At 69.0% G+C, this 17,530-nt stretch carries 18 protein-coding genes; 7 read left to right on the forward strand and 11 right to left on the reverse strand.

Features of this window, described 5'->3' with window-relative positions; translation table 11 throughout:
• Positions 1-2: 2 nt before the first annotated feature.
• The 3 genes from purQ to BN4348_RS51495 are packed head-to-tail and all read right to left on the reverse strand — an operon-like array spanning position 3 to position 1,693.
• Positions 3-677 carry a phosphoribosylformylglycinamidine synthase subunit PurQ gene (gene purQ, locus BN4348_RS51485; RefSeq protein ID WP_066916030.1) on the reverse strand — a complete coding sequence of 225 codons (675 nt, stop codon included), beginning with the start codon at positions 675-677 and terminating at the stop codon, positions 3-5.
• Complete coding sequence (purS, locus tag BN4348_RS51490) at positions 674-913, reverse strand: phosphoribosylformylglycinamidine synthase subunit PurS (protein WP_066916032.1); 240 nt, start codon at positions 911-913, stop codon at positions 674-676. Before purS ends, purQ begins: the two co-directional genes overlap by 4 nt.
• A gap of 48 nt (positions 914-961) precedes the next feature.
• A complete protein-coding gene (locus BN4348_RS51495) occupies positions 962-1,693 on the reverse strand; it encodes an ATPase (RefSeq protein ID WP_211145755.1) in 732 nt (243 codons plus the stop codon).
• Here BN4348_RS51495 and BN4348_RS51500 point away from each other — a divergent pair.
• Positions 1,670-2,308 (forward strand): MBL fold metallo-hydrolase, encoded by a 639-nt coding sequence (locus BN4348_RS51500; RefSeq protein WP_066916036.1) that lies wholly within the window; start codon positions 1,670-1,672, stop codon positions 2,306-2,308. The genes BN4348_RS51495 and BN4348_RS51500 overlap by 24 nt on opposite strands.
• 49 nt (positions 2,309-2,357) lie before the next feature.
• On the opposite strand, the gene BN4348_RS51505 is transcribed toward BN4348_RS51500, so the two are convergent.
• A complete protein-coding gene (locus BN4348_RS51505) occupies positions 2,358-4,025 on the reverse strand; it encodes an FAD-binding dehydrogenase (RefSeq protein ID WP_066916038.1) in 1,668 nt (555 codons plus the stop codon).
• A gap of 48 nt (positions 4,026-4,073) precedes the next feature.
• Positions 4,074-4,778, reverse strand: a complete 705-nt coding sequence (locus BN4348_RS51510; protein WP_066916040.1) for a DUF2334 domain-containing protein — start codon at positions 4,776-4,778, stop codon at positions 4,074-4,076.
• A 209-nt stretch (positions 4,779-4,987) separates the two neighbouring features.
• Between BN4348_RS51510 and BN4348_RS51515 the strand changes: the two genes are divergently transcribed.
• The gene (locus BN4348_RS51515; protein ID WP_084454454.1) at positions 4,988-6,586 is read left to right on the forward strand and encodes a DHA2 family efflux MFS transporter permease subunit; all 1,599 of its coding nucleotides are present in this window, start codon (positions 4,988-4,990) and stop codon (positions 6,584-6,586) included.
• Between the two features lie 6 nt (positions 6,587-6,592).
• Here the strand turns inward: BN4348_RS51515 and BN4348_RS51520 are convergent, their stop codons facing one another.
• On the reverse strand, positions 6,593-7,150 hold the full coding sequence (locus BN4348_RS51520; protein WP_066916044.1) for a TetR/AcrR family transcriptional regulator: 558 nt from the start codon (positions 7,148-7,150) through the stop codon (positions 6,593-6,595).
• Positions 7,151-7,241: 91 nt separating this feature from the next.
• Between BN4348_RS51520 and BN4348_RS51525 the strand changes: the two genes are divergently transcribed.
• The gene (locus BN4348_RS51525; RefSeq protein ID WP_066916046.1) at positions 7,242-7,688 is read left to right on the forward strand and encodes a DoxX family protein; all 447 of its coding nucleotides are present in this window, start codon (positions 7,242-7,244) and stop codon (positions 7,686-7,688) included.
• Here BN4348_RS51525 and BN4348_RS51530 read toward each other — a convergent pair.
• Both BN4348_RS51530 and BN4348_RS51535 read right to left on the reverse strand, forming a co-directional pair.
• A complete protein-coding gene (locus tag BN4348_RS51530; RefSeq protein WP_066916048.1) occupies positions 7,617-9,779 on the reverse strand; it encodes a S9 family peptidase in 2,163 nt (720 codons plus the stop codon). The two genes, BN4348_RS51525 and BN4348_RS51530, sit on opposite strands and share 72 nt — an antisense overlap.
• The gene (locus BN4348_RS51535) at positions 9,776-10,669 is read right to left on the reverse strand and encodes a phosphoribosylaminoimidazolesuccinocarboxamide synthase (protein ID WP_066916050.1); all 894 of its coding nucleotides are present in this window, start codon (positions 10,667-10,669) and stop codon (positions 9,776-9,778) included. The genes BN4348_RS51530 and BN4348_RS51535 overlap by 4 nt, the downstream gene beginning before the upstream one ends.
• A gap of 41 nt (positions 10,670-10,710) precedes the next feature.
• Between BN4348_RS51535 and BN4348_RS51540 the strand changes: the two genes are divergently transcribed.
• A complete protein-coding gene (locus BN4348_RS51540; protein ID WP_066916052.1) occupies positions 10,711-11,340 on the forward strand; it encodes a hypothetical protein in 630 nt (209 codons plus the stop codon).
• Between the two features lie 72 nt (positions 11,341-11,412).
• Here the strand turns inward: BN4348_RS51540 and BN4348_RS51545 are convergent, their stop codons facing one another.
• Entirely contained in the window at positions 11,413-12,660 is a 1,248-nt protein-coding gene (locus BN4348_RS51545; protein WP_066916054.1) for a cytochrome P450, read from the reverse strand.
• Complete coding sequence (gene purB / locus BN4348_RS51550; protein ID WP_066916056.1) at positions 12,657-14,075, reverse strand: adenylosuccinate lyase; 1,419 nt, start codon at positions 14,073-14,075, stop codon at positions 12,657-12,659. The genes BN4348_RS51545 and purB overlap by 4 nt, the downstream gene beginning before the upstream one ends.
• A 104-nt stretch (positions 14,076-14,179) precedes the next feature.
• Between purB and BN4348_RS51555 the strand changes: the two genes are divergently transcribed.
• Entirely contained in the window at positions 14,180-14,914 is a 735-nt protein-coding gene (locus tag BN4348_RS51555; RefSeq protein ID WP_066916096.1) for a DUF429 domain-containing protein, read from the forward strand.
• Positions 14,915-14,918: 4 nt separating this feature from the next.
• Here the strand turns inward: BN4348_RS51555 and BN4348_RS51560 are convergent, their stop codons facing one another.
• Positions 14,919-15,536 carry a TetR/AcrR family transcriptional regulator gene (locus BN4348_RS51560; protein WP_066916058.1) on the reverse strand — a complete coding sequence of 206 codons (618 nt, stop codon included), beginning with the start codon at positions 15,534-15,536 and terminating at the stop codon, positions 14,919-14,921.
• A gap of 61 nt (positions 15,537-15,597) precedes the next feature.
• Here BN4348_RS51560 and BN4348_RS51565 point away from each other — a divergent pair, with 61 nt between their 5' ends.
• Positions 15,598-16,515, forward strand: coding sequence for an alpha/beta hydrolase-fold protein (locus BN4348_RS51565; RefSeq protein ID WP_066916060.1), 918 nt, complete (start codon positions 15,598-15,600; stop codon positions 16,513-16,515).
• Positions 16,516-16,525: 10 nt separating this feature from the next.
• Positions 16,526-17,530: gamma-glutamyltransferase family protein (locus BN4348_RS51570; RefSeq protein WP_211145756.1), on the forward strand; the 1,005-nt coding region annotated here is incomplete at its 3' end.

Raw genomic sequence — 17,530 nt, forward strand, 5'->3', positions numbered from 1 at the left:
GGCTAAGCGGCCAGCACGGCGTCCAGCGCCGAATAGAACAGGCCCAGGCCGTCGTCGGAGGGGCCCGTCAGCGCTTCGATGGCGTGCTCGGGATGCGGCATCAGCCCGACGACGCGACCGTTGGCGGAGCTGATGCCGGCAATGTCATGCAGCGAGCCGTTGGGGTTGTCGTGGTAGCGAAACACCACCCGGCCCTCGCCCTCCAGCTCGTCGACCACGTTCTCCGGCGCAACGTAGCGGCCCTCGCCGGACTTCAGTGGCACCAGCAGGTCCGCATCGGGCTCGAAGCGCGACGTCCAGGCTGTCGAGGTCGACGCCACCCGCAGCCACACATCGCGGCACACGAAGTGCAACCCCGCGTTGCGGGTCAGGGCCCCCGGCAGCAGCCCGGCCTCGCAGAGCACCTGAAAACCGTTGCAAATGCCCAAGACCGGCATGCCGCGCCCCGCGGCGTCGACCACTTCGGCCATCACGGGGGCGAACCGGGCGATCGCGCCGGCCCGCAGGTAGTCGCCGTAGGAAAAGCCGCCGGGCACCACCACGGCGTCGACTCCCTTGAGGTCGGCGTCGGCGTGCCACAGAGCGACCGCCTCGGCCCCGACGCGCCGCGCCGCGCGGGCGGCGTCCACGTCGTCGAGCGTCCCGGGGAAGGTGATGATGCCAATCCGCGCCGTCACTGCGGCTCCCGGCTGATCGTCCAGTCCTCGATCACCGTGTTCGCCAACAGCGATTCGGCGATCTCGGCGAGCTCGGCGTCACCGATTGTGTCATCCACCTCGAGCTCAAACCGCTTGCCCTGCCTGACATCTAAGATACCGGGGTGGCCGAGCCGCCCCAGCGCACCGACAATCGCCTGACCCTGCGGGTCCAGAATCTCCGCTTTGGGCATCACATGAACGACCACCCGGCTCACTGGCGCTCCTCCTCAGAGTTCATCTCGGCGCCAACTCTACCGGCAGGGTCACGGGCACGAGGCGATGTAGGCGTCGCACAGCGGCGCGGTCAGTGCGTTCAGCACGGAGTCGTCCGCCATCGCCGGCCAGGACACCTGCGGCGGCCCCGACGACCACAGCGTGAGCTCGGTGATGGTGCTGCTCGCCACGTGGGCGACCAGGTAGGTGTGCATGACGACCGGACCGCTGATGACCGCCGCCATCCGGTTCGTTTCGTCGGTGGTGATCGACGGCGACTCCGCCGGTGCGCGCTGCTGGCAGGCGCGAAGCGCGCCGACGGCAGTGCTGAACACCGAAGCCGCCAGCTGGCCGCCGCGGGCCGTGTCGCCGCGCCAGTGCAGGATCTGAGCCTGCAGCTGCCACTGACCGTCCGGGTGAGTCACCGTCACGCGGGCCGCGACCGCGTAGTCGCGGGGATCCCGCGGCAGCGCCGGTGAGTCACACAGCTCCTCGAACCGAAACCTCGCCGTCCCCGTCCCGGTCAGGGGGACCGCCGCACCGGCCAGCGGGGGCCAGCCGTAGACCGCGTCCAGCGGCACCGCGTGCTGCGGTATCCACGCGGTATTCGGGATCTGGTCGCAGGTGGTCGGGCAAGTCTCCGGGTCTGCCTGCGCGGGAATCACGGCAATCAGGGCCACCGCGAAGCCACCGACGAGCAGCATCGTGGCCAGGATCACCCGCATCGCATCACCCTTCGTCGGGGCACAATCGTAGTCATGCAACTGACGCATTTCGGCCACTCATGCCTACTTGCCGAGTTCGACAACACCCGTGTGCTTTTTGATCCCGGTACCTTCGCGCACGGTTTCGAGGGAATCACCGGCCTGAGCGCCATCCTGATCACCCACCAGCACCCCGACCACGTCGACGTCGGGCGGCTCCCGTCGCTGCTCGAGGGCAACCCCGACGCGGCGCTCTACGCCGATCCGCAAACCGCCGAGCAGCTGGGTGCGCCGTGCCGGGCCGTGCACGTCGGCGACGAGCTGCAGATCGGGCAGCTGACCGTGCGGGCCGTCGGCGGCCGGCACGCCGTGATACATCCGGAAATCCCGGTGATAGAGAACATTTCGTTTCTGGTCGGCGACTCAGAGCATCCGGCGAGGCTGATGCATCCCGGCGATGCGCTCTTCGTTCCCGACGAGCCGGTGGACGTCTTGGCCACTCCGGCGGCGGCCCCGTGGATGAAGATCGCCGAGGCCGTCGACTACCTGCGCGCGGTGGCACCGGCCCGCGCGGTACCCATCCACCAGGGCATCGTCGCCCCGGATGCCAGGGGCATCTACTACGGCCGGCTTTCCGAGATGACCAGCACCGACTTCCAAGTGCTGCCCGAGGAAAACGCGGTCACCTTTTAAGCGCGGGCTGGCGGCACCGCCCGCTTGCCGCTTGGGCGAGCAGACGGAGCTAGGTGATGTCGTCGGCGGCGCCGCGGCCCGCCGCGCGGCCCGAGAAGATGCAGCCGCCCAGGAAGGTGCCCTCCAGCGCCCGGTAGCCGTGCACGCCGCCGCCGCCGAATCCGGCCACCTCGCCGGCCGCGTACAGCCCGGAGAGCGGGGTGCCGTCGCCCTTGAGCACCCGCCCGGCCAGGTCGGTCTCGATGCCGCCCAACGTCTTTCGGGTCAGGATGTGCAGCTTAACCGCGATCATCGGCCCGGCCTTCGGATCGGTCAACCGGTGCGGCGCGACCACCCGGCCCAGCCGGTCCCCGATATAGCCCCGGGCGGCCCGGATCGCCGTGATCTGGCTGTCCTTGGTGTACCTGTTGGCCACCTCACGGTCGCGGGCGGTGACCTCGGCCTCGACCGTGGCGTAGTCGAGCGGCTCCACGTCGGGCAGCTTGTTCATCGCCGTCACCAACTCGCGCAAGGAGCCCGCGCTGACGAAATCCACGCCCCGGTCGACAAAGGCCTGCACCGGCCCCGGCGCCCCGGAGCTGGCCCGATTACGTAGCAGCTCGCGCACGCTCTGGCCGGTCAGATCGGGATTCTGCTCCTGACCGGACAGCGCGAACTCCTTCTCGATGATCTTGGCGTTCAACACAAACCAGGTGTAGTCATGCCCAGACTGGGTGATGTACTCCAGCGTGCCCAGAGTGTCGAAGCCGGGATACAGCGGGACCGGCAACCGCTTACCGGACGCGTCCAGCCACAGCGAGGACGGCCCCGGAATGATCCGGATGCCGTGCAGCGGCCAGATCGGGTCGTAGTTGGTGATGCCCTCGGTGTAATGCCACATCCGGTCGGGGTTGATCACCCGCGCGCCGGCCCGTTGGGAAATTGCGATCATCCTACCGTCGACATGCGCAGGTACCCCGGCGAGCAATTGCTCGGGAACCCGGCCCATTCGCTTGGGCCAATTCTTTCGCACCAGCTCGTGGTTGCCGCCGATGCCCCCGCTGGTGACCAGCACCGCGGGGGCGCGAAACTCGAATTGGCCCAGCGCTTTCCGCGACGAGGCCACTCCGCGCGCCGCGGGCGACGGCTCCAGCACGGTGCCGCGGACGCCGGTCACCGCGCCACCTTCGACGATCAACTCGTCGACCTGGTGGCGATGGGCGAAGCGCACCGTGGAGCGGTCGCGCAACTGACGCGCGAAGATTTCCACCAACGCCGGCCCGGTACCCCACGTGATGTGGAAACGCGGCACCGAGTTGCCATGCCCCTGAGCACCGTAACCGCCGCGCTCCGCCCAACCCACCAGTGGAAAAATCTTGTGCCCGCGGGCACGCAGCCAGCTGCGTTTCTCCCCGGCCGCGAAATCGACGTAGGCATGCGCCCATTGGCGCGGCCAGTAGTCTTCGGGCCGGTCGAACGCCGCGGTGCCGAGCCAATCCTGCAGGGCGAGTTCATGACTGTCGCGGATGCCCAGCCGGCGCTGCTCCGGGCTGTCGACAAAGAACAAGCCGCCGAACGACCAAAACGCCTGCCCGCCCAGGTTGGCGCTGTTCTCCTGGTCGACGATCAGCACCCGCAGCCCGCGCTCCACCAATTCGCACGCGGCTACCAGGCCCGCCAGCCCGGCACCGACGATGACCGCGTCAGCGGCGAAATCCGAGCCCCAAGATTCGCTCATGTAGCACCAGGGTAATGCCCCCGGGCGGGGGCCGATCAGGCGCTTGGATCAGGCCGCGTCGAGGATCGCCTTGCTGGACCGCCACCGGTACACCGTGGGCGCGCAACCGTGCATCTGAGCGAGGTCGACGGCGTCCAGCATCGCCTGCAGCGGGCCGGGCTTGCGCAATTGATGCGCGGCCACCGCCACCCGCACGATGCCGCCGCGGCGCGCGATCCGCTCCGCGGACAGCACCACCATGCGGCACCACCACGGCTCGGTCAGGAAGCCCTCGCCGATGCCCAGCACCCGCGTGCGCTCGGTGCTGCGCCGGACCAGGTCGGTGATCCCATGCAGATCGGCGAGCAACCGGAAGCCGTTCTGTGGCAACGCCTTGACGACGCCGGGTGACACCACCCAGCCCGGCGCCGCGAACAACCGGGTGCGCAGGCCGAGGTGCTCGAGCACCCGATCGGCGCCCATCAGTCGCAGGTTGGCCTCGTGGGCGCGCAGGACCGCGAATTCTCCGCGGCGCTTCTTGGTGGCGGGGTCGTCGTAGCCGTGCAGCACGATGGCGTCGCCGCCGGCCCGCCGGGCGGTCAGCCAGTCGACGGTGTGCGGGTCCCGGTCGAGCCGGTAATCACCCTTGAGCCGTGGAGCAACCAGCAATGAGACCGGAACTTCGCGGGCGTCCATTTGCGCGCAGAACGCCGCGACGTCGTCCAGGGTGCGTTCGCCAATCCCCGACACCGAGACGATCAATTTTCCAGACACACCCGCAGTTTGACGATGCCAGGTGTCGGGATGGTGAAGGACACGCAGACAGCAGGCGTATATCGGCCCAGGTCGGCGCCGCCCGGAAGCCGCAAAACGGGCCGCGCCGGTGGGCCGGAACCCGCCCGAAAGGACCCGCCCGCACGCCCGGTCAGCAAACGCGTCCCGGCGCGGGCCGGCGCGATCGATTCGATATGCTAAGCAACGCCATGGACAAGGCCCGATCAGCAGCGGCCGACACCGCGCCGCCCACCGCTTCAGCACAGCCGCCGGGCGCCCATGCCTTCCCGGCCAAGCTGGACGCGGGGCTGTTGCGGATCTCCGGGGTGTGCCTGTTGGCCACGGTGATGGCGATCCTGGACGTCACGGTCGTCGCCGTCGCGCAACGCACCTTCATCGATCAATTCGGATCGAGCCAGGCCGTGGTCGGTTGGACCATGACCGGCTACACGCTGGCGTTGGCGTCGGTGATTCCGTTGACGGGGTGGGCGGCCGACCGCTTCGGCACCAAACGGTTGTTCATGGGATCGGTGGTGGCGTTCGCCCTGGGTTCGCTGCTGTGCGCGGTGGCCTCAACGATTGTGCAGCTCATCGTGTTTCGAGTGGTCCAGGGGATCGGCGGCGGCATGCTGATGCCGCTGGGATTCATGATCATGACCCGCGAAGCGGGCCCCGCCCGCCTCGGCCGTCTGATGTCCATCCTGAGCATCCCCATGCTGCTCGCCCCGATCGGTGGGCCCATCCTGGGCGGCTGGCTCATCGACACCTCCAGCTGGAGGTGGATTTTCCTGATCAACCTGCCGATCGGGCTCGTGACGCTGGTCCTGGCGGCGATCGTGTTCCCCGGCGATCAAGCGGCGCGGTCGGAAACGTTCGACGTCGTCGGTGGATTGCTGCTGTCGCCGGGGCTGGCCACGTTCCTGTTCGCGGTGTCGTCCGTCCCGCGCTGCGGGACCGTGGCCGATCGTCGTGTCTTGCTTCCGGCGGTCGTCGGCCTGGCCTTGATTGCCGCGTTCGTCGTGCACGCGCGGCGCCGTGCCGATCACCCACTCATCGATCTGCGGCTGTTCCAGAACAAGGTGATCACCCAGGCCAATGTGACGATGCTGCTGTTCGCCACCGCCTTTTTCGGCGCGGGCCTGCTGCTGCCGAGCTACTTCCAGCAGGTGCTGCACCAGACGCCCATGCAGGCCGGCGTGCACATGATCCCGCAGGGGCTGGGCGCCATGCTGACCATGCGGCTGACCGGGCCGCTGGTGGACAGGCAGGGGCCGGGCAAGATCGTGCTGGTCGGCATCGCGTTGATCATTGCGGGCCTGGGCACCTTCGCCCTCGGGGTGGCCAAGCAGACCCCGTACCTACCCACACTGCTGGTCGGGTTGGCGATCACGGGCCTGGGCATGGGCTGCACCATGATGCCGCTGTCCGTCGCGTCGGTGCAGGCGCTGTCCCCGCACCAGATCGCCCGCGGCACAACGCTGATGAGCGTCAGCCATCAGGTGGGCGGTTCGATGGGAACCGCGTTGATGTCGATGGTCCTCACCAACCAGTTCAACCACAGCGAGAACATCGCCGCGGCACGTAAACTGGCGACGCTCCAACAGAAGGCGGCCGCCACCGGCGTGCCGGTCGACCCGTCCGCGGTGCCCCCGCAGACGCTGGCCCCGGGCTTCCCGGGCAGCGTGCTGCACGACCTTTCGCACGCGTACACACTGGTATTCGCGATCGCGGTGGTGTTGGTGACGTTCACCATCATCCCGGCGGCGTTCCTACCGAAGCAGCCGGCCATTCAAACGGCCCTCGACTAGCGCCGCTCACCCCTCGAACAGCATCGCCGCGATCCGCGCGACCGTGTCCATCGGATCGGTCTGCCTGATGTGGACGTTGACCGCGTCGTTGAGCCACAGCGTAGAGAACCCGTGCACCAGTGACCACGCCGCGAGTTGAGCGCCCGCGGGGTCGGCCCGCGCGTTGGGGTCCCGCAGGGTCGCGACGCCGCGGGAAAGCTCGGCCCCGGCGGCGGCCTCGGCCGCGGCCAGTTCGGTGTCGGCCGCGTCCAGCAGCGACTTGTTGAACATCACCTGGTAGTGGCCGGGGTGCTCGAGGGCGAACCGCACGTAGGCGAGGGCCGCGTCGGCGAAGCGGCCACGAGCATTCGCCAGCGCCTCGGCCAGCAGCTGGAATCCCTGGGTCGCCAGCGCGGTGAACAAGCCCCGCCGATCGGTGAAGTGATGGGCCGGGGCGGCGTGCGACACGCCCGCGCTGCGCGCCAACTCGCGCAACGAGACCCCGTCCGCGCCCCGTTCGGCGACCAGGCGGCCCGCCTCGGCGAGGATCACCGCGCGCAGGTCGCCGTGGTGGTAGCGGTTCACGCCGCCAGCATACCGACCGAACTTGACAGTGACTAGATAGGTGCTATCTTCGAGTGCTACAATCTTGTCACTGTCTAGATTGGAATGTCAGATGGCCCCGTTGATCACGCTGCTCCTGAGCACCATCGCCGCCCGCAGCATCGGGGCGCTCGGCGTCGCCTACGTCAACAACTGGACCGCCGCGATCGCCGTCGGGCTGGCGGCGATGTTCCTGCTGACCGGCTTTTCGCACTTCGCGCCGCCGCTGCGGCGGGATCTCGTCGCGATCGTGCCGCCCCGCCTGCCCGCTCCCGGCTACCTCGTGACGTTCACCGGCCTGCTGGAGTTGCTGGGCGCCGTGGGCCTGTTGGTTCCCGCGACCCGGGTGGCGGCCGCCGTCTGCCTCGTAGTGCTGATGCTGGCCATGTTCCCGGCCAATGTCTATGCGTCCCGGATGCCAGATCCGCCCAAATCGATGACGACCCGGCTACCCCTGCGGACGGCCATCCAGGTTGTCTTCCTGGCCGCCGCCATAGCGGTCGCGGTCGGCCGCGGCTAGCAGCCACGCGTACTGGAAAGCGGTTTCCTGCCAGGCCTTGTAACGACCGCTGACGCCGCCGTGTCCCGCATTCATCTGCGTCTTCAACAAGACCGGGTTGCCGTCGGTGTTGGCATGCCGCAGCGCCGCAACCCACTTGGCCGGCTCCACGTAATACACGCGGGTGTCGTTCAGGGACGTCATCGCCAGGATGGCCGGATACCTCTTGGCCTCGACATTCTCGTAGGGCGAATACGACTTCATGTACGAGTAGACATCGCCGTCGCTCAACGGGTTTCCCCACTCGTCCCACTCGGTGACGGTCAGCGGCAAGGACGGGTCGAGGATGGTGGTCAGCGGGTCGACGAAGGGGACCTGCGCGAGGATGCCGGCGAAGAGATCCGGTGCCAGGTTGGCCACCGCACCCATCAGGAGACCGCCGGCGCTACCGCCGAGCGCGACCAGCTGGTGCGGCCGGGTCAGACCTGAGTCCACCAAGTGCCTTGCCACCGCGACGAAGTCGGTGAAGGTGTTCTTCTTTGCCAGCAGCTTGCCGTGCTCATACCACAGCCGGCCCATCTCGCCACCGCCACGTACGTGGGCGATGACGAAGACCATGCCGCGGTCCAGCAGCGACAATCGGGCGATCGAAAAGCTCGGGTCGGTGCACAGCTCGTAGGCGCCGTAACCGTACAGCATTGTGGGCGCAGGGAATTCGACGTCGGCGCGATGCACGATCGACACGGGGATCTCGGTGCCGTCGTCCGCCTGCGCCCAGTCGCGCCGTTCGATGTAGTCGGCGGGCCGGTAGCCGCCCAGGACGGGTTGCTCGCGCAGCAGCGTCCGCTCACCGGTGGCGAGGTCGACGTCGTAGATCTGCGCCGGGGTCACCAGAGATCCGGCCCTGATCCGCAGCTTGGGCGAATCCCAGTTGGGATTGCCGCCCAACCCGCACGACATCAACTCGGAGTCGAACGAGATTTCCTCGGGCTTGCCGTAGGTCCCGTCGGACCCGAAGGGCCACAACTGGACTCGCGGCAACGCCGCGCGCCGGTAACTCACCACCAGCTGACCGGCGAAGGCGTCCACGGCGTCGAGCCGGACATCGTCACGGTGCGGGATCAGGGTGCGCTGGCGCGTCGGATCGCTGACCGGGGCCTCGGTGAGCGTGAAGTTCACGGCCCCGTCGTTGTGCAGGATCAGGAATCGGTCCTGTCCACCGATGACGGCGTGCTCGGCCGAATACTCGATTCCTTCGCGGCGGGGCAGCACGACGGTGAACGTCGCGTCCGGGTCGGCGGCGTCCGCGTAACGCATCTCGGTGGTGATAGACGACCCCGAGGCGATGAACACGTACTTCTCGCTTCGGGTGAGCCCCACCCCCAGCCAAAACCGTTCGTCGGCTTCGTGATACACCAGCTCCGACGGCTCCCCCGAGCCGAGCCGGTACCGCCAGACTTTGTCGGGACGGTGGGCCGCGTCCAGGGTCAGGTAGTACACGGTGCGGTGATCGGCCGCCCAGGTCGCTCCCGCCGCGATGTCCGCGATCTCGTCGGGGTACGGCTGCCCGGTGCGTAAGTCCTTGAACCGCAGGGTATAGCGTTCGTCGCCGACGGTGTCGACGGAGTATGCCAGCAGGTTCCCGTCCAGGCTGACCATCGCGGCGCCCAGTGCAAAGAATTCGTGGCCCTCGGCCTCCGCGTTCGAGTCGAGCAGAACCTGCTCGCCGGGGATTTCGGTGTCCTCGTCGAGGATCGGCGGATCCCAGTCATCAGGATCGGTGACCGGGCACCGGCACTGGACGCGGTACTGCTTGCCTTCGAAGGTGCGGGCGTAGTACCACCAGTCACCCTGCCGGGTCGGTACCGACAGGTCGGTCTCCTTGGTGCGCGACTTGATCTCGTCGAAGATCTGCTGCCGCAACGGTTCCAGGTGGGCCGTCATCCGGTCGACGTAGTCGTTCTCGGCCTCCAGGTAGCCGATGACCTCGGGATCGGCCTTGTCGCGCAGCCATTCGTACGGGTCGATGAAGACGTCGCCGTGATGTTCGCGCCGGGTATCGACCCGCTTCGCGACCGGTGGCACCAGCGCTTCCAGCGATGCCTCCGTCATGCGCCCGGGCCGATCCAGCCGCCGAAGCTCAAGCCGGAAATGCGTTCGTAAGCCTCGATATAACGGCTTCGGGTGGCGTCTATGATGTCGTCGGGCAGCGGTGGCGGGGGTTGCGAACCGTGCCGGTCCCAGCCGGACTCGGGGCTGGTCAACCAGTTGCGCACGAACTGCTTGTCGAAACTGGTCTGCACCACACCCGCCCGGTAGTCCTGGGCGGGCCAGTACCGAGAGGAATCCGGGGTGAAGATCTCGTCGGCCAGCAGCAGGTTGCCGCCCGCGTCGGTGCCGAACTCGAACTTGGTGTCCGCGATGATGATTCCCCTCCTCAGCGCGTGGTCGGCGGCCTGAACATAGATCTGCAGCGTGCGGTCGCGCAACTGGTTGGCGCGCACCGCACCCACCATCTCGATCACCCGGGCGAACGAGATGTTCTCATCGTGGTCGCCCAGCGCCGCTTTCGTTGCCGGAGTGAATATCGGGGTGGCGAACCTGCTGGCCTCCACCAGACCCGGGGGCAGCGGGATGCCGCAGACCTGGCCGGTCGCCTGGTAGTCCAGCAGCCCCGACCCGGTCAGGTAACCGCGGGCCACACATTCCACCGGGAGCATCTCCAACCGCCGCACCACCAGCGCGCGGCCAAGCACCTCGTCGGGGATGCGCGGGTCGTCGGGCGGCCCGGCCAGGTGGTTGGGGGCCTCGACGAGGCCGAAGAAGAACACGCTCATCGCGGTCAGTATCCGGCCCTTGTCCGGGATGGTGCTGTCCAGGACGTAGTCGTATGCGGAGATCCGGTCGGTCGCCACCAGCAGCAGGTGCTCGTCGCCGACGCGGTAGATTTCCCGGACCTTGCCGCTGGCCACATGCTCGTAGTCGGACAGTGCTGGACGCATCGGGTCAGCCTATCGGGCGGCCCTGTGCTGGGATCGAGGCTATGACGTCGCTGCCATTGCGGATCCTGCCCTACGCCACCACGCCCGGCCGGCTGGCCGCCCAACTTTTCAGCGATTTCGCCATCTTTTTGTGGTCGGTGATCTGGCTGCTCGTCGGCACGGCCGTCTACGACGCCATCTCGACGATCGCCGAGGCCGGCCGGCAGGTCGAGGTCGGCGCCAACGGCATCGCCGGCAATCTGGCATCGGCGGGCCAAAGGGCGCAGCACATTCCGGTGGTCGGGGACGCGGTCAGCAAGCCGCTCGTCTCCGCCAGCGCGGCCGCTCTGGACATCGCGGGGGCCGGACACAGCCTTGACACCACGGCGGGCGGGCTGGCGGTGCTGCTGTCGCTGGCCGTCGTCGCGGTGCCGCTGCTCATCGTGGTCGTCCCGTGGCTGTTCCTGCGGCTGCGGTTCTTCCGGCGCAAGTGGACCGTCACCGGGCTGGCCGCGACCCCGGCCGGCGAACAGCTCCTGGCGCTGCGGGCCCTGACGAACCGGCCGCCGCGCAAGCTGGCCGCGATCAGCGCGGATCCGGTCGGCGGGTGGCGCCACGAGGATCCCGTCACGATCCGGGCGCTGGCCGCGCTGGAGCTGAGGGCGGCCGGGATCGCGCTGCGCACGGGCTGACCGGATTCAGGGCACGAGCGCAGCAGCCCGGCTATGCGCCGGGTGAGGGCTCGGCATCGGCGAGCCGGGTGGTCACGGTCCCTCGATCAGCTCCACGACCAGGTGCCGGATGCCGGTGTGCCGATTGCTGCGGGTCCATTCGACTGGCCGCGCGACCCGCACGGCGGAAAAGCGCGTCAACAGCTCCTCGAACAGCACCCGCAGTTCCAGCCGGGCCAGATTGGCACCCAGGCAGTAGTGCACACCTTGGCCGAAGCCCAAGTGGGGGTTGGGTTTCCGGACGATATCGAATTCGTCGGGGTGGTCGAACACGTCGGCGTCCCGGTTGGCGGAACCCTCCCAGATCTGAACCTTCTGACCCGCCCGAATCGATTGTCCGCCGAGGGTGACGTCGCGTGTGGCGGTGCGCCGCTTCGACGGCGACGGCGACGTCCACCGCACCATCTCCTCCACCGCCGTGGGCAGCGGGCCGAAATCCGAACGCAGCGCGCGCAATTGCCCTGGGTGGTCGGCCAACGCCAGCAGGCCGCCGGCGACGGCGTTGCGCGTCGTCTCCGCGCCCGCGCTGAAAAGCAGGCTGAAGAACAGGTACAGCTCGAGATCGGAAAGCGCCGGCGCGTTTTCGTCGTCGACCGTGGCGTTCGCGACCACGGACAGCATGTCGTCGGTCGGCTCGGCGCGCTTGGCCGCGATCAGCTCCTGGCCGTAGGCGTACATCCGCGACCCGGCGTCTGCGTCGGACAGCTGCGAAAGGGCCGCCTTGCGGGAGCCGCCGAAGTCGAACTGCGGCTCGATGGCCTGGAACAGCCAATGCCGTTCGGATTCCGGCACTCCCAGCAGGATGCAGATCATCTGCATGGGCAGTTCGGCGGCGATGTCGACAAGGAAGTCGAACGGTTCGCCCGGCACCACCGCGTCGAGCAGTCGGCGCGCCCGGGACCGCAGATCGTCCTCGACGAGGCCGATCATCCGCGGCGTCAGCCCGGAGCTGACGAGGCGCCGGATCTGCGAGTGCCGGGGGTCGTCCATCATGTTGAGCACCTGGCCCGCGATGGCCAGGTCCTGCAACAGCGTGCCGCCGAACGGGCGCTTACCGCCGGTGACCGAGGAGAAGGTCACCGGATCTTTCAGCACCGCAAGCGTTTCCGAGTAGGAGGCGACGGACCAGAAGCCCTCGCCGTCCGGGGTGTTGTCGGTCGGCTCGTGCCAATACACCGGCGCCTCGCGCCGATGGACGGCGAACAGGTCATGCGGAAATCCGTTGGCGAAGTTGTCCAGGTCGGTGAAGTCGATCCCCGAAAGCGCGCCGGCGAGCGTCACAGGATCGCACCCGGAGTGTATTTCGCCGCCTCCGGATAGCGGCTCACCAACGCATCCACCATCGCGGCCACCTCGTCCACCTGGTCACCGGCGGCCCCGGTGAAAGACTTCTTGTCGGCCAGCGCGGCGTCCAGCGCCGCGCGATCCAGCGGCAGCCGCTCGTCGGCGGCCAACCGCTCGAGCAGGTCGGGCTCGGCGCCGCGCTCGCGCATGGCCAGCGCCGTCGCGACCGCGTGTTCGGAGATCACATGGTGCGCCGCCTCGCGCCCCATGCCGGCGCGCACCGCGGCGATCAGCACCTTGGTGGTGGCGAGGAACGGCAGGTAGCGGTCCAGCTCGCGGGTGATCACCGCCGGGTAGGCGCCGAACTCGTCGAGCACCGTCAAGAACGTCTCGATCTGCCCATCGATGGCAAAGAAGCTGTCCGGCAACGCGACTCGGCGCACCACGGAACAGAACACGTCGCCCTCGTTCCACTGCGCGCCGGCCAGCTCGGCGGCCATCGAGGCGTAGCCGCGCAGCACCACCTGCAGCCCGTTGACCCGCTCGCAACTGCGGGTGTTCATCTTGTGCGGCATCGCCGACGAGCCCACCTGCCCCGGCGCGAAACCCTCGGTGACGAGTTCGTGCCCGGCCATCAGCCGGATGGTGTGGGCCATCGACGACGGCCCGGCGCCGAGCTGCACCAGCGCCGAGAGCACGTCGTGGTCCAGCGAGCGTGGGTACACCTGGCCGACACTGGTCAAAACCGTTGCGAAGTCCAGAAACTCGGCGACGCGTCCCTCGAGTTCGGACAGCTTGGCGACGCCGCCGTCCAGCAGGTCCAGCATGTCCTGCGCGGTGCCCATCGGGCCCTTGATCCCCCGCAGCGGGTAGCGGTCGATCAACTCCCCCAGCCTGGTCAACGCGATCAGCGTCTCCTGAGCGGCGGAGGCGAACCGCTTGCCCAACGTGGTGGCCTGCGCGGCGACGTTGTGGCTGCGCCCCGCCATCACCAAATCGCGGTACCCCACCGCCCGCTCGGCGAGCCGCGCGACGACCGCAATGCCGTGGGAGAACACCAGTTCCAGCGACCGCCGGATCTGGAGCTGCTCGACGTTCTCGGTGAGGTCGCGGCTTGTCATTCCCTTGTGCACATGCTCGTGGCCGGCCAGCGCGTTGAATTCCTCGATGCGGGCCTTCACGTCGTGGCGCAGCGCCCGTTCGCGGTTTGCGATCGAGGCCAGGTCGACGTCGTCGAGTACCCGTTCGTAATCGGCGATCGCCTCGGGCGGAACGTCCACTCCCAGCTCGGCCTGGGCGCGTAGCACGGCCAGCCATAGCCGCCGCTCCGCGACGACCTTGGCCTCCGGCGACCAGATCGCGACCATTTCCGCGCTGGCGTACCGGGCGGCCAGGACATTCGGAATGCTCACAAGCACACAGCTTACGGTTCGCCCGGCGCCGCGAAAGTGCGACTGGCGACGCATTCGCCGAGTAACGACGCCGGTAGTTGCACTTTCGCGGCACAATGTGGCGGGTGTACTTTGCCGGCGTCGACCTGGCGTGGGCCGGCCGCAACCCCACCGGTGTCGCGGTGGTCGACGCCGACGGCCTCCTGGTGCACCTGTGCGCCGTGCGCGACGACGCGGCGGTGCTGGCCGCCCTGGCGCCCTACGTCCGCGACGATTGCCTGGTCGCCTTCGACGCGCCGCTGGTGGTGACCAACCCGACGGGCAACCGGCCCGCCGAGTCGGCGCTCAACCGCGACTTCCGCCGGTTCGAAGCCGGAGCGCACCCCTGCAATACCGGAAAACCCGAGTTCGCCGACGGCCCACGCGGGGGCCGGCTCGCCGCTGCGCTGGGCCTCGATCTTGATCCGCGATCGCCGGCGGGGCGCCGCGCCATCGAGGTTTACCCGCATGCGGCGACCGTCGCGCTGTTGCGATTGGAGCGGACGCTGAAATACAAGGCGAAGCCCGGCCGCACGGTCGACGGGCTCAAGTCCCAGCTCTTGCTGCTGATGGACGGCGTCGAAAGGCTCGCCGATGCCGCGGTGCCGCTGCAGGTCGCGGGCCATGAAGGCTGGGCGGGGCTGCGGGGGCAAGTCGTCGCGGCGCAACGCAAGAGCGAGCTGCGCCGCGCCGAGGATCCCGTCGACGCCGTCGTCTGCGCCTACGTGGCCCTGTACTTCCAGCGCCGCCCGGCCGCGGTCACGATCTATGGCGACTTCGCCACCGGATACATCGTGACCCCGTCGCTGCCGTGCTCCTAGCGGTTCAGATCTGCACCGGCCGCGGGTCGATGGGCGCGAGCACGTCGACGAGCTCGACCACCGTGCCCAACGCGGCCGCGACGGGATCCGCGCCCTCGACCAGCGCGGACACCACGCAACCGTCGACCGCGCAGATCAGCGTGTACACCAGCTCGATCCGCACGGATCGGCCGGATCGTTCGAGGGCCTCCGCCACGGCCTCGGCGCGCTGGCGCAGGCTGCGACGCATCGTCTCGCGCAACGCGGGCAACCGGGTGCAGGCGATGTGCCGCTCGTAACGGGAGATCAGCTGCTCGGTGAGCGCCGGATCCGATAGATCCCCCACCAGCAGGTCGACCAGCACCTCGGCGGTGGTCTCCGGTCCGCGGCGCCGCCGGGACAACGCGTTGACCCGCGCCCGGAGCTGGGCAATCTCGATCATCCCGATGTGTTCGACGGCGCGCGCGATCAAATCGTCCAGCGACGAGAAGTAGTAGGTGGTCGAGGCCAACGGCAGGCCCGCCCGCCGGGCGACGGCCCGGTGGCGCACCGCTTCGAACCCGCCCTCGGCAAGCAACTCGGCGGCGGCGCTCACGAGCGCATACCGTCGACGTTCTCCCTTGGGAGTAACTGCTGCCGTCACGAGTAGCCATGGTGCCAGCAAAAGTGGTACTCCATTGCCATTTTGGCCAAACGGCCGTGGCATGATGGCCCGCATGCCCGAGTTGAGCCGCCGCGCCCTGCTCGGTCTCGGCGCCAGCGCGGCCGTCGGCGCCGCCGGCGCATACGCCCTCGACATCCTGTTAGAGCCCCGCACATCTCACGCCACGCCGGTGTCGGCGGCCAACACCCGGGCGCCCTCAGCTCCGCCGCCCAGCGTGGTTCTTGAACCGGCGGCACCCGCCCCGCCCGCGCCGACCATGGTGACGGGCTCCTTCGTTTCGGCGGCGCGCGGCGGCGTCAACACCAACTGGGCGATCGCCCGCCCGCCGGGACAGACCCAGGCGCTGCGACCGGTCATCGCGCTGCACGGGAAGGGCAGCGATGCGGCCACCGTGATGGCCGGCGGCGTCGAGCAGGGGCTGGCCCAGGCCATCAACGCCGGGCTGCCGCCGTTCGCGGTGGTCGCCGTGGACGGCGGCGGCGGTTATTGGCACCGGCGGGCGTCGGGGGATGACGCCGGGGCCATGGTGCTGAACGAGCTGATCCCGATGCTGGGGAGCCAGGACCTGGACACCTCGCGGGTCGCGTTCCTGGGCTGGTCGATGGGCGGCTACGGCGCGCTGCTGCTGGGCGGGCGGCTCGGGCCCGCGCGCACCGCCGCGATTTGCGCGGTGAGCCCGGCGCTGTGGATGTCCTCCGGGGCGGCCGCGCCCGGCGCGTTCGACGGGCCGGACGACTTCGCGGCGAACTCGGTGTTCGGGATGCCGGCGCTGGCGTCGATCCCGATCCGGGTGGATTGCGGCGACAGCGACCCGTTCTACGGGGCGACGAAGCAGTTCATCGCGCAGCTGCCTAACCCGCCCGCGGGCGGTTTCTCACCCGGCGGGCACAACGCGGCGTTCTGGAGCTCGCAACTGCCGGCCGAGCTGACGTGGCTGGCGCCGCTGCTGACGGCCTAGTCTCGCGGAGGTGACCACACCTTTCGGCTGGAGCCTCCCGTACGCGTGGCCGCGAAAGCCGGTCCTCGCGGCCAATGTGGTGTGCACGTCGCAACCCCTCGCCGCCCAGGCGGGTCTGCGCATGCTCGCCGCGGGGGGCAGCGCCGTGGACGCCGCGATCGCCGCCGCCATCACCCTGACCGTGGTGGAGCCGGTGTCCAACGGCATCGGCTCGGACGCTTTTGCCATCGTCTGGGACGGCCGGCGGCTGCACGGGCTGAACGCCTCCGGCCGCTCCCCCACGGCCTGGACGCCGGAGTACTTCGGCGGCAACGCCGTTCCCGCGCTCGGCTGGAACTCGGTGACCGTGCCCGGCGCGGTGTCGGCGTGGGCGGAGCTGCACGCCAAGTTCGGCAAGCTTACGTTTGAGAAGCTGTTCGAGCCCGCGGTCTCCTATGGCCGCAACGGCTTTCTGGTGTCGCCGACGGTCGCGGAGCAATGGGCGGCCCAGGTGCCGCTGTTCAAGGACCAGCCGGGGTTCGCCGAGGCGTTCCTGCCCGGGGGGCGCGCGCCCAAACCCGGTGAGCTCTTCAGGTTTCCCGATCACGCGGCCACGCTCGAGCGGATCGCCGCGACCAACGGGGAGGCGTTCTACCGCGGGGACGTGGCCGCGAAACTGGAGGCACACGCGCTGGCCAACGGCGGGGCGGTGCGCGCCGACGACCTCGCCGCGCACCGCGCCGACTGGGTGGGCACGATCGCGGCGGCCTACCGCGGGTACACGGTGCACGAGATACCGCCCAACGGCCAGGGGATCGTGGCACTCATCGCCCTGGGGATCCTGGAACACTTCGAGATGTCCTCGTGGCCGGCCGATTCCGCCGACAGCGTGCACCTGCAGATCGAGGCGGTGAAGCTGGCGTTCGCCGACGCGCAGGCCTACGTCGGCGACATCGATCACATGGCGCTGACTCCGGATCACCTGCTGGACAAGGAATATCTGCGGCACCGTGCCGCACTGATCGATCGGTCGCGG

Source organism: Mycobacterium interjectum (assembly GCF_900078675.2).
In the GTDB taxonomy this organism is placed as follows: Bacteria; Actinomycetota; Actinomycetes; order Mycobacteriales; family Mycobacteriaceae; genus Mycobacterium; species Mycobacterium interjectum.